Source organism: Novosphingobium sp. Chol11, assembly GCF_945870625.1.
Lineage (GTDB): Bacteria > Pseudomonadota > Alphaproteobacteria > Sphingomonadales > Sphingomonadaceae > Novosphingobium.
Genome location: NZ_CAMBTS010000097.1, coordinates 1 through 12,372, shown reverse-complemented (window position 1 = coordinate 12,372; position 12,372 = coordinate 1). Strand labels below are relative to the sequence as shown.

Sequence of the window (12,372 nt, the reverse complement as noted above, 5' to 3'; positions counted from 1 at the left end):
ATCGTGCCGGTGTTCGGTTCGGTGCACGATACCGATGGCGTGGCGGCAATTGCCGAATTGTTTCCGGGCCGCGCCACCATCGGGCTGATGGCCGATGCGGTGCTGGCGGGCGGCGGCGGCTTTCATTGCTCCAGCCAGCAGATGCCGGCGGTATGATTATGCGGGCCTTAACCCCTCCGCGCTAAGACCCGGGCAATGACCAAAACGATCCTTCTCGTATTCGGCACGCGCCCCGAAGCGATCAAGATGTTTCCGGTGATCCATGCGCTGAAGGCGGACCCCCGCTTTCGCGTGGTCACCTGCGTTTCCGCGCAGCACCGGGGCATGCTCGATCAGGTGCTCGAAATTGCGGGCATCGTGCCCGAGCATGATCTCGATCTGATGCGGCCTGACCAGACGCTTGACGGACTGACCGCGGCGCTGCTCACGGGCCTTGGCGGCGTGATGGATGCGGAAAAGCCCGATTGGGTGGTGGTGCAGGGCGATACCGCGACAGCGATGGCGGGCGCGCTGGCGGCCTATTACCGCAAGGTTGCGGTCGCGCATGTCGAGGCTGGGCTGCGCAGCCATAACATCTACCACCCCTGGCCCGAGGAAGTGAACCGCAAGATCATCGGCACCATCGCCGCGCTGCATTTCGCGCCAACCACCACCTCTGCCGAGGCGCTGATCGCCGAGAATGTGCCCGCCGCCGCGATCCACGTCACGGGCAACACGGTGATCGATGCGTTGCAATGGGTCTCCGCGCGAACCGCAGCGGACCCGGCGCTCGCCTCGGGCCTTGCCGAGATCGAAGCGCGGTTTGCCGGCAAGCGGATCATCGGCGTGACCAGCCATCGCCGCGAGAACTTCGGCGGCGGCCTCGAAGCGATTGCCGAGGCGATCCGCCAGATTGCAGCGCGCGAAGATGTCGCGCTGATTTTCCCGGTCCACCCCAATCCCAATGTGCGCAAAGTGATGGATGCGGCGCTGGCGGGCCTGCCCAATGTGGCGATGATCGAGCCGCTGGATTATCCGCATTTCGCCCGGCTCCTTTCGCTGTGCGAGATCATGCTGACCGATAGCGGCGGGGTGCAGGAAGAAGCGCCCGCGCTGGGCAAGCCGGTGCTCGTGATGCGCGAGACGACCGAGCGCCCCGAGGGCATCGCGGCGGGAACGGCCAAGCTGGTGGGCACGCAAACTGCCCGCATCGTTACCGAAATCTTTACCCTCCTCGACGATAAGGCTGCCTATTCAGCCATGGCGCGCGCACAATCCTTTCGGGGATGGCCGTGCTGCCCATCGTATCGTGGAGCTCTTAGGGCATGCAGGGTGAACTGAAACCGCGGGTCTGTGTTGTCGGCCTGGGGTATATCGGCCTTCCCACGGCCGCGATCATTGCTCGCGCCGGATGCCCGGTGCTGGGCCTCGATATCACCCAGAGCGTGGTCGACACGATCAATCGCGGCGAAATCCACATCGAGGAAGTCGATCTCGACGGGCTGGTGCACGGCGTGGTCCAGCGCGGCCTGCTGCGCGCCTCCACCCAGATCGAACCTGCCGATGTCTTCGTCATCGCGGTGCCGACCCCGTTTGCCAAGGACGGCCATCACACGCCCGATGTGTCCTATGTGCTGGCAGCGGCGAGCGAAGTCGCAGGCGTGATCAAGCCGGGCGATACGGTTATCCTTGAATCGACCTGCCCGGTTGGCACCACCGAGCAGATGCGCGATCTGATGGCCGGGCTGCGGCCAGACCTGAAATTTCCGGGACTGACGCGCGAAACGCCCGATGTCTCGATCGCCTATTGCCCCGAGCGCGTGTTGCCCGGGCGCATTCTGGAAGAACTGGCGAACAACGATCGCTCGATCGGCGGGATCACGCCGCGTTGCGCGCGCAAGGCGCTGGCGTTCTACAAGCGTTTTGTGCGCGGCACGTGTGTCACCACCGATGCTCGCTCGGCGGAAATGACCAAGCTGGTCGAAAACGCCTACCGCGACGTCAACATCGCCTTTGCCAATGAGCTGTCGATGATCGCCGACCGGATGGGGCTCGATGTGTGGGAGGTGATCAGTCTCGCCAACCGGCATCCGCGCGTCAACATCCTGCAGCCGGGGCCGGGCGTGGGCGGGCATTGCATCGCGGTTGATCCTTGGTTCATCGTGCACGGCGCGCCTGAAGATACCGCGCTGATCCGCACCGCGCGCCAGACCAACGATGGCAAGATGCACCATGTAATCGCCCGCGCGACAGCAATGGTCGAAGCGCATCCGCACGCCAAGGTCGCCTGCCTCGGTCTCGCCTTCAAGGCCAATATCGACGATTTCCGCGAAAGCCCGGCGCGCTTTGTCGCTGCGAGCCTCGCGCGCAAGTTCGGGCCGCGCGTGCATGTGGTCGAACCTTATGCGGCGAAACTGCCGCTTGAGTTTACCGACACCGGTGCCAGCCTGATCGATATCGATACCGCGCTGGAGACCTGCGACGTGTTCATCGTGCTGGTCGACCACGATGTCTTTCGCGTGGTGCCTTTGGTCGAACGCACCGGCAAAGTGGTCTACGATACGCGCGGCATCTGGCCCGACCAACCGGCCGAGGCACCAGTATCCGCAGGGTTGCGGCTGGCCTGCTGAGCCAGGATAGCCCACAACTATAGGGGAATCGGGTGGCATTCCAAATTGCGCGACTGACGGTTCCGCTCATTGCCTTGAGCGTCATGGGGTGCAGCGGGGCCAACGGGCAGTCGGCCACGCAGCCCAGCCAGCGCGCCCTCGCGTCCCCTGCGGCAGCGGTCCCCGCCGCGCCCCCATCGCAGCCCGCTTTGCCGCCAGAGCCTGCGCCGCCGCGCACACCGGCAGAATTTGCCGCGCATGATAGTCTTTATCCCTTCTACATGCCGATGACCGGTCTGCGCCGCCCTGCGATCCGGCTGTTTGTCAAATGCGATGCCTCGCAAGCTGCGGGGCGCGAGGTCTACAAAGGCACCGATGCCGCCTCGCTTTATGGCCGCGCCGAAGGCGGATACGAGTTCGTCTACGAAGCGCAGGACAGCAGCGGCAGGCCTTGCGTCTATCCCTTTGCGCCCTATCAGCCAGATATCATCGGCGATTTGGGCGGCACACAGTATATCCTGCGCTCATCGATCCCGGGGCAGCGGGTCACTTTTCGCACCAACGATGAGTGGGCCAAGGTCAACATGCGCGCGCTGGATATCCGGCGAAATCGCATTCATTTCGAAATGCGGGATATAGCGCTCGATTTTCCCGGCGCGATCCAGGCGATCGGCGCGCTGCATCTGGAAACATTTACCGGCGAGAAACCGGGCCTGTTTACTGCGGTCGTGCGCCGTTCCAAGATTTTTGGCGGCAAGAACGCCATCTTCGCGCCCGGCGGCGAAACGATACTCTATATCGAGGATAGCGAGATCGATGGCAATGTCGGCACCAATGTCGATCAGGAGCATGGTACGTATATCAATGGCACGTTGGTCTCGCATTTTCGCAATGTGCGCTGGTATGGCCAACACGGTTGGATCGATCAGGCGAGCGGCCACCAGCTTAAGGACAAGGCCTATCTGCGGGTCTATGAAAACCTGACGGTGTCGAATGCGCCCAATGGCGCAGCGCCCTCCGCCATGCCTCTGATCGATGCCTCGGCGTATGGGTTTACGTGGTCAAACAACCTGCAGCTCCGCCGCGTGCAGCCGCAGCAGGCCCCGCGCGAGGCTCTGGTCGATCTGCGCAGCGAGATCCTTTATGGCCCGCTCGAGCATTATCCGTGGAACGTTGTCGCCAGCCCGGCTTGGCGGATGCCCGCAGTGCCGCTGGGCGCGCTCGATCAGGTCTATCTTTCGGTGTTCTTTAACACCTCGGTCGCCAGCTTCCGCACTGAGCCATATGTGTTCGCGCTGCGGCCTGCCGGCCGCGGCTTCGAGCCCGGCACATCGACGGTTCTTGGAGCAGGCCTGACCACCCGCGCCGAACAGCGCGCGGTGGCGCTGGCGTTCGGCACCAAGGGCTCGCTTACCAAAGTGTTTTCGAACGAAGGCTGGACTTATGTCAATCCGCGCCTTCCCGCCAATGCCGAATGGGTGACCGACCGCGATGCCTTTATCAAGCATGCGCTGGGCCTGATCGGGCGATAAGGGCTGCGCGTGACTACTCCGCAGCCTTGACCACCTCCACCGGCAGGCCCAGCGCATCGAGCTGCGGGCGCACCTTGGCAGCGTCGCCAACCACCACCCAGACGAACTTGGCTGGATCGATCGCAGCGCGGGCCGCCGTGTCGATCTCGGCGGCGGTCATTGCCTTGTAGCGGGCGGGCAAGCCCACGAAATAATCGTCCGGCCGCTTGAAATTAACGATCTTGGCGATGCCTTCGAGCACCTCGCCCGATGTTTCGAACATGCCCGGCAATTCGCGCGCGCTGGATTGGGTTGACCACGCCAGCTCGTCCGGGCGCACGCCATCGGCCCCAAGGAACCCAGAGATTTCCTTGCGGATTTCAGCGATGGCCGGTCCCGTCTTGTCAGTTTGCACCGGGGCGACCAGCCGGATCAGCAGCCGGTCGTTCCGCTCATTCACCCCGCTGCCAGTGGAGTAGGCCCAGCCCTTCGTCTCGCGCAAGTTGAGGTTGATTCGCCCCAGAAAGCCGCCGATCACGTCGTTGGCGGTGCGCAGCGTGATCAGATCCTCGGTTCCTTTGGCGCTCAGCACTTGGCCCGCCGTGATCATCGATTGCGGCGCGCCGGGCCGATCGACCAGCAGGATGCGCGGGCTCGGCACCGGAATGGGCTTGGCAAAATCCTTGACCGGTGCAGGCTCGGCTGGGGCCTTCCAATCGCCAAAGCTGGCCTCCAGCAAAGGCACGAGGGCGGCCAGCGTGGTATTGCCGACCACGAACACATTGGCGGTATCGGGCCGCAGCCAGCGATGATGCTGCGCGATCAGCTGCGCGCGGGTGAGCGCCTTCACCACCGCCGCTTCGCCGGTGCCCAGCGGCGGGATGCCGTAAGGATGTGCCGGGCCATAAAGCACGGGATAAAGCACGCGGGTGGCCACTGATCCGGGATCGTTGAGCTCTGCCGCGATCAAGGCAAGTTGCTGCGCGCGCACCCGCTCAAGCTCTGCCGGGGCCAGCGCCGGGCGGCGCACATAGTCTGCCAGCAGATCAAGCGATGGGGCCAGATTGGGCGTCACCGCATCAAGCTGAAAGGCGGTCAAATCGGCCGTGGCGAAGCCGTTGATATTCGCGCCGAGCCGTTCGCGCGCGCGGGCCAAAGCGGAGGAATCGAGCGTCTCGGTGCCCTCGTTCATCAGCCTGAGCAGCAAGGCGGTGGTGCCCAGCGCGGCTTTGGGATCGGCGGCAAAGCCGGCATCGAACGCCACACGGACCGACACGATCGGCACCGCGTCGCGCCGCGCGAAGAACACTTTCATCCCGTTGGATAGCGTTGCGCGCTCGATCTTGGGAAATTCGAGCGGCTGCATATCGGCGATGGGCGGGGCCTTTGAACGATCAGGCGCGCCAGCGGCAGGAATGCCAGCGTCTTTCGCAGCCGGCGCAAGGCGCGCGAGTGGCTGCGCGGCGGTGGCGGTGCTCGCCAATGCCGGATCGCGCCAATAGGCTGGGCGCGCGCTGCCGCCGCCAGCCCGGTAGCCGCCACGCGCCTCGCCGCCTTCGGTCCGCGTGCCCGGCTTCACGATGAGCGTGAAGGCGGGGCGCGACAGCCATTTGGCCATCGCCGTGCGCACCATATCGGGAGTAAGCGCGGCAACGCGCGCCAGTTCATCGCGGTAGTGCTCAGGATTGCCTGAAAACAGCAATCCCTCGGCCAGAGTCGAGGCTTTGCCGCCGCCCCCGCCGACCGATTCCAGCTGGCGGATCTGGCCGGTGGCGATGACGGTGGCGGCGCGCGCCAGTTCGTCCGCGCTTGGCCCCTCCTTGATCAGCCGTGCGATTTCCGCATCGAGCGCCATGCCCACTTTGTCCGCGTCTGCACCGGGCTTCACATCGGCCGAAGCGATGAATTGTGCCGCCTGCGCATAAACATCGACGCTCGCGGTGACCCCCACTGCCAGTTGGCTGCCGCGCACCAGCGCATCGTCCAGCCGCGAACTGGCAAGCCCGCCGAGCACCACGCCAGCCACTTGCAGCGGCAGGTAATCCGGATTGTCCAGCCCCGGCACCGCCCACAACCGATGGATGCGCGTGGTTGCCACTTGATCGAGGATCGTTTTGGACATGGGCGCAGGCAGCGTCGGCACTGGCGCCGCGACGGGCACAATCTTCGGCCCGGCCGGGATGTCGCCGAACCAGCGCGCTACTTTGGCGCGCGCCGTTTGCAGATCGATATCGCCCGCCAGCACCAGAATTGCGTTGTTCGGGCCATAGTGATCGCGAAACCAGCCGCGCACGTCATCGAGCGAGGCGCTGTCGAGATCGGCCATCGAGCCTATCGTGTTGTGGTGATAGGGATGGCCCGAGGGATAGAGGTTTTCATACTGCTCATACTCGACCAGTCCATAAGGATCGTTGTCGCGCCCGCGCTTCTCGTTCTTCACCACGCTGCGCTGGTTATCGAGCTTCTCCTGCGTCATCGCCGGGAGCAGAAAGCCCATGCGATCACTTTCCAGCATCAGGATGCGATCGAGTGCGCCGGTCGGCACCGTCTGGAAGTAATTGGTCCGGTCAAACCACGTGGTGCCGTTGAAGTCGGTCGCGCCCATTTGCTGCAGCGGCTCAAAAAAATCTCCGGGTGCATGCTCCGATCCGTTGAACATCAGATGCTCGAACAGATGCGCAAAGCCGGTTTTGCCGCGCGGCTCATGCTTCGATCCTACGTCATACCACATCGAAACGGCGATCACGGGTGCCTTGCGGTCGGTGTGCACCAGCACGGTGAGGCCATTGGGCAGGGTGAAGCGGTCGTAAGGAATCGACACCGCCTTCACCAGATCGGCGAGCGGCGCGGCGGCCGGGGCGATTGCAGCTGTTGGCGCAGGCGTCTGCGCCAGTGTCGGCAGCGGCAAGGTGAGGGCGAGCGCGAGAAAACCGGTAACGATTATGCGGGTCATGAGCACCATGGTTGATCGCTGAAAGCAAAACGTGATCCTTTCAGACAATATCCCACCTGAACAGAGCCTAAATGGCCCGCCGCGCGTTACATTGGCTCCCTTGGAGGCGATCCTGTGGCCAAACCTTTCGATTTCTCCGGCGCGCCCCTTGTGTTGCTAAAAGGCAACACTATCTCTGGACTTGAATAGGAGGATTTGCATCCATGAACCTCGAGAAATTCACCGACCGCGCCAAGGGCTTCCTGCAAGCCGCGCAAACCGTCGCCATTCGCAATAGCCACCAGCGGATCACCCCCGATCATGTGCTCAAAGCTCTGCTCGAAGACGGCGAGGGCATGGCCTCTGGCCTGATCCATCGTTCGGGCGGCAATCCTGCATTGGCGCAGGCTGAGGTTGACAAGGCTCTGGCCAAGATGGCCGCTGTCTCGGGCGGTGGCGCGCAGCAGACGCCGGGGCTGGATAATGATGCCGTGCGCGTGCTCGATTCTGCCGAGCAGATTGCCACGAAATCGGGCGACAGCTTTGTCACCGTTGAGCGCATTCTGGTGGCGCTTGCGCTAGCCACCACGACCTCGGCGGGGCAGGCGCTCAAAGCCGCCAATGTCACCCCGCAGGCGCTCGAAGCCGCGATCAGCGAGCTGCGCGGCGGCCGCAATGCCGATAGCGCCAGCGCCGAGAACGCCTACGAAGCGATGAAGAAATACGCCCGCGACCTGACGCAAGCTGCGCGCGACGGCAAGCTCGATCCAGTGATCGGCCGCGATGAGGAGATCCGCCGCACCATCCAGATTTTGGCACGGCGCACCAAGAACAACCCGGCATTGATCGGCGAACCCGGTGTGGGCAAGACCGCGATCGCCGAGGGCCTGGCCATCCGCATCGCCAATGGCGACGTGCCCGATAGCCTGAAGCATCGCCGCCTGATGTCGCTCGACATGGGCAGCCTGATCGCGGGCGCGAAATATCGCGGCGAGTTCGAAGAGCGGCTGAAATCGGTGCTCGACGAGGTGAAAGGCGCAGAAGGCGAGATCATCCTGTTTATCGACGAGATGCACACGCTGATCGGCGCGGGCAAAGGCGAGGGCGCGATGGACGCCTCCAACCTGCTCAAACCTGCGCTGGCACGCGGCGAATTGCATTGCATCGGCGCGACCACGCTCGATGAATATCAGAAGCATGTCGAGAAAGACCCCGCGCTGCAGCGCCGCTTCCAGCCGGTGTTCGTTGGCGAACCCACCGTGGAAGATACCATCAGCATCCTGCGCGGGCTGAAGGAGAAGTATGAGCTGCACCACGGCGTGCGCATCACCGATGGCGCGATTGTCGCCGCCGCGACGCTGTCCAACCGCTACATCGCCGATCGCTTCCTGCCCGATAAGGCCATCGACTTGATGGATGAGGCCGCGAGCCGCCTGCGCATGGAAGTGGAGAGCAAGCCTGAGGAAATCGAGAACCTCGACCGGCGGATCATCCAGCTCAAGATCGAAGAAATGGCGCTCGCCAAGGAGACCGATCAGGCCTCGAAGGACAGGCTCGATGCGCTGCGCGAAGAGCTGGCCAATCTGGAGCAGCAATCGAGCGAGCTGACCACCCGCTGGCAAAACGAACGCGACAAGATCGCCGCCGAGGGCAAGATCAAGGAAGCGCTCGACGCTGCGCGGATCGAGCTGGAACAAGCGCAGCGCAGCGGCGATCTCGCCAAGGCGGGCGAGCTTGCCTATGGCCGCATTCCCGAGCTGGAACGCCAACTGGCGCAGGCGCAGGGGCAGGCCGACAACGCCCTGCTGCGCGAGGAAGTGACCGCCGACGATATCGCCGGGGTGGTGAGCCGCTGGACCGGGATACCGGTCGAGCGGATGCTGCAGGGCGAGCGCGACAAGCTGCTCAAGATGGAGGAGATCATCGGCCAGCGGGTGATCGGCCAGACGGACGCGGTCCATGCCGTGTCCAAAGCCGTGCGCCGCGCCCGCGCCGGATTGCAAGACCCCAATCGCCCGCTTGGCAGCTTCCTGTTCCTCGGCCCCACCGGTGTCGGCAAGACCGAACTGACCAAGGCGCTGGCCGGGTTTCTGTTTGACGACGACAGCGCGATGGTGCGCATCGACATGTCCGAATTCATGGAAAAGCACGCGGTCAGCCGCCTGATCGGCGCGCCTCCGGGCTATGTCGGCTATGACGAAGGCGGCGTGCTCACGGAAGCGGTGCGCCGCCGTCCCTATCAGGTCGTGCTGTTCGACGAGGGCGAAAAGGCACATCCCGATGTGTTCAACGTGCTGCTGCAAGTGCTCGACGATGGCCGCCTGACCGACGGGCATGGCCGCCAGGTCGATTTCACCAACACACTGATCATCCTCACCTCAAACCTGGGCAGCCAATATCTCGCCAATCTGGCCGAGGGCCAGGATGTCGCGGTCGCCGAGCCGCAAGTGATGGAACTGGTGCGCGCGCATTTCCGGCCCGAATTCCTGAACCGGCTGGACGAGATCATCCTGTTCCACCGGCTGGGGCAGGATCACATGGCGCCTATCGTGGAACTGCAAGTCGCCCGCGTGGCGAAACTGCTCAAGGACCGCAAGATCGCCATCGCGCTCACCGACGCCGCCAAACGGCAGCTTGGCCGCATCGGCTACGACCCGATCTACGGCGCGCGGCCCCTCAAACGCGCGGTGCAACGCTACCTGCAAGACCCCCTCGCCGAACGTCTGCTGGCGGGCGAAATCCCCGACGGCAGCACGGTACAGATCGACGAAGGCGAAGGCGGGCTGAGATTCCGGGTGGAGTGAGGATGGCAGCGTTATTGCGGGCGGGCGTCATCCGCAGCTTCGGATAAAAGTTGCACTAGCGCTAAGTGCAGGATGTCCGGCGGCGGCAGGGCATCGGCACCTTTGAGTTTGAGCGGAATCTCGTGTCTGGTCGCGGGCGCAGCGCCCTGACGCGTCACGCCAAGCTCGAACGTGAAGGCGGCCTCCCCGGCCAGAGCACGCCTGTCACCAAAGCCGAAGGCACCCCAATCGCGCGCACAGAGCTTTGCCTTGATCCCGACAAGATGAACCGACAATGGCGTTTTCAAAGCCGACAGGCGGGTCCTTCGATCACTATCGAGATCATCCATGGCCTCAGTCACCATCACGCCGAACGCACTTTGACCGCTGACAAAGTCGCGGACGCGCACTTTGCCATTGGGCAGGCAGAGTTTGCCGGCCCGCAAGGGGCCGACGGTGCTGGCGATGGGTATATCGACTGCGCTCGCGCTAACCGGGTTCAGGCCCTCCGGCGCGGTGCGATCAAGCGCCAGCGCAGAATGAGGCAAGAGGCCGCAAACCAGCAGGAGCAGAGCTTTTCGCTTCAAAGGGACAGTTTCGCACTCGCCAAAACGCATGGCAGCCCCCTTTGATACATACCGGCCAAGGCGAAACCATCGCCGGCCGGAATGGCGAAAATCGCCTACCCCAGCTTGGCCTTCAGCACTTCGTTCACCAGCCCCGGATTGCCTTTGCCCTGCATCGCTTTCATCGTCTGGCCGACGAAGAAGCCGAACAGGGCTTCCTTGCCGCCCTTGTACTGCTCCACTTTGTCGGTATTGGCGGCGAGGACGGCATCGACGGCGGCTTCGATCGCTCCGGTGTCGCTGGTCTGTTTCAGCCCGTCACGCTCCACGATCACGCCCGGCGCATCACCGCTTTCAAGCATCTTTTCGAGCACCTGCTTGGCGATGGAGCCCGAGATCGTGCCATTGCTGATCAGCGCGAGCAGCTCGCCGCCGGCCTCGGCGCTCACCGGGCTGTCATCCAGCGTGCGGCCCAGCTTGTTCAGCGCGCCGAACAGTTCGGAGGTCAGCCAGTTGGCGGCCTGTTTGGCGACATCGGCATCGGGCTTACCGGCCTGCGCGGCGGTGGCGGCGAGCAGGTGCTCGAACCAGCGCGCGGTGTCCACGTCCGCCGTCAGCACACCCGCGTTGTAGGGCGAGAGGCCCAGCGCGGTCTCATAGCGGCGGCGCTTGGCGTCGGGAAGCTCGGGCAGGCTTGCGCGGCATTCATCTAGGAACGCCTGTTCCAGTTCGATCGGCAGCAGGTCCGGATCGGGGAAATAGCGGTAATCGTGCGCGTCTTCCTTGCTGCGCATCGAGCGGGTCGTGCCGGTATCGGCATCGAACAGGCGCGTCTCCTGCACGATCTTGCCGCCTGCCTCGAGCACATCGACCTGGCGGCTCGCCTCGACCTCCACCGTCTGCATGACAAAGCGCACCGAATTGACGTTCTTGGTCTCGGTGCGCGTGCCGAGCGGCTCTCCGGGGCGGCGCACGCTGACATTCACATCGGCGCGCATGCTGCCCTGATCCATGTTGCCATCGCAGCTGCCGACATAGCGCAGGATCGTGCGCAGCTTGGCGAGATAAGCACCCGCCTCAGCCGGGCTGCGCATGTCGGGGCGGCTGACGATTTCCATCAGGGCGACACCCGAGCGGTTGAGATCGACGTAGGACATCGTCGGGTGCTGATCGTGCATCAACTTGCCCGCATCCTGCTCGACATGGATGCGCTCGACCCCGATGGTCTTGGTCTGATCGGGGTGCTTTTCGTCGGGCGTGATCTCGATCGCGCCTTCGCCCACGATGGGATGATAAAGCTGGCTGATCTGGTAGCCCTGCGGCAAATCGGCATAAAAGTAGTTCTTGCGATCAAACCTCGACCACGGATTGATCTGCGCATCGATCGCCATGCCGGTGCGCACTGCCTGGCGGATGCACTCCCGATTGGGCACAGGCAACATGCCCGGCATCGCCGCATCGACCAGCGACACTTGCGCATTGGGCTCCGCGCCGAACGTGGTGGAGGAGCCGGAAAACAGCTTGGCGTGCGTGGTTATCTGCGCATGGACTTCAAGGCCGATCACGACCTCCCATTCGCCGGTTGCGCCGTGGATGCGGTATGCGGTGTCAGTCATGTTCAGTCTTCTGTCGGATCGATGATCTGAAGATCGGGAAAGTAGCTTTGAAAGCCTTTACGGTCCCGCGTAACCAGTGGCCAGCCCCTGATTTCGGCCTGCGCGCCGATCAGGAAGTCGGGCAGGATGGCTTGCCGCTCGCCGCCACGCCTGCGGTATTCGGCAAAGGCTTGCGCGGGGCGGAAGGCGTCCTCACGGGTGAGCGCAGTGATCATTATTTCGAGCCGGTGACGTGACCCCCTGATTTTCCTCCAAGAATGATTAGAGTCCGGCCCCTTGAAGGACGGACAGATGAAGCGATCACGGTTCACGGAAGAGCAGATTATCGGAGTGCTGAAGGAGGCAGAGGCGGGCGGGAAGACAGCTGATCTGGCCC

The 12,372-nt window shown here is 63.7% G+C and carries 9 protein-coding genes and 1 pseudogene; 6 read left to right on the top strand and 4 right to left on the bottom strand.

The window, feature by feature from the left end; genetic code table 11:
- The 4 genes and pseudogenes from Q0O40_RS13130 to Q0O40_RS13115 all read left to right on the top strand — a co-directional run.
- The coding region (locus Q0O40_RS13130; protein ID WP_295530633.1) for an agmatine deiminase family protein at positions 1-156 on the top strand (156 nt) is incomplete at its 5' end.
- Positions 157-195: 39 nt separating this feature from the next.
- Positions 196-1,315: pseudogene (gene wecB / locus Q0O40_RS13125) on the top strand (non-hydrolyzing UDP-N-acetylglucosamine 2-epimerase).
- Entirely contained in the window at positions 1,305-2,609 is a 1,305-nt protein-coding gene (gene wecC, locus Q0O40_RS13120) for a UDP-N-acetyl-D-mannosamine dehydrogenase (protein WP_295530629.1), read from the top strand. Before wecB ends, wecC begins: the two are co-directional and overlap by 11 nt.
- A gap of 83 nt (positions 2,610-2,692) precedes the next feature.
- Entirely contained in the window at positions 2,693-4,120 is a 1,428-nt protein-coding gene (locus Q0O40_RS13115; RefSeq protein WP_295530625.1) for a hypothetical protein, read from the top strand.
- 13 nt (positions 4,121-4,133) lie between these two features.
- Here Q0O40_RS13115 and Q0O40_RS13110 read toward each other — a convergent pair whose 3' ends face one another.
- Entirely contained in the window at positions 4,134-7,052 is a 2,919-nt protein-coding gene (locus Q0O40_RS13110; RefSeq protein WP_295530623.1) for a pitrilysin family protein, read from the bottom strand.
- Between the two features lie 203 nt (positions 7,053-7,255).
- Between Q0O40_RS13110 and clpB the strand changes: the two genes are divergently transcribed.
- Positions 7,256-9,835, top strand: coding sequence for an ATP-dependent chaperone ClpB (clpB, locus tag Q0O40_RS13105; protein ID WP_295530620.1), 2,580 nt, complete (start codon positions 7,256-7,258; stop codon positions 9,833-9,835).
- A gap of 11 nt (positions 9,836-9,846) precedes the next feature.
- Here the strand turns inward: clpB and Q0O40_RS13100 are convergent, their stop codons facing one another.
- The 3 genes from Q0O40_RS13100 to Q0O40_RS13090 all read right to left on the bottom strand — a co-directional run bounded on the left by Q0O40_RS13100 (position 9,847) and on the right by Q0O40_RS13090 (position 12,211).
- On the bottom strand, positions 9,847-10,362 hold the full coding sequence (locus Q0O40_RS13100; protein ID WP_295530617.1) for a hypothetical protein: 516 nt from the start codon (positions 10,360-10,362) through the stop codon (positions 9,847-9,849).
- A gap of 134 nt (positions 10,363-10,496) precedes the next feature.
- A complete protein-coding gene (gatB, locus tag Q0O40_RS13095; RefSeq protein WP_295530614.1) occupies positions 10,497-11,996 on the bottom strand; it encodes an Asp-tRNA(Asn)/Glu-tRNA(Gln) amidotransferase subunit GatB in 1,500 nt (499 codons plus the stop codon).
- Positions 11,997-11,998: 2 nt separating this feature from the next.
- Positions 11,999-12,211, bottom strand: coding sequence for a type II toxin-antitoxin system VapC family toxin (locus Q0O40_RS13090; protein ID WP_295530611.1), 213 nt, complete (start codon positions 12,209-12,211; stop codon positions 11,999-12,001).
- Positions 12,212-12,287: 76 nt separating this feature from the next.
- Between Q0O40_RS13090 and Q0O40_RS15915 the strand changes: the two genes are divergently transcribed.
- On the top strand, positions 12,288-12,372 hold an 85-nt coding region (locus tag Q0O40_RS15915), incomplete at its 3' end, for a transposase (RefSeq protein ID WP_367183703.1).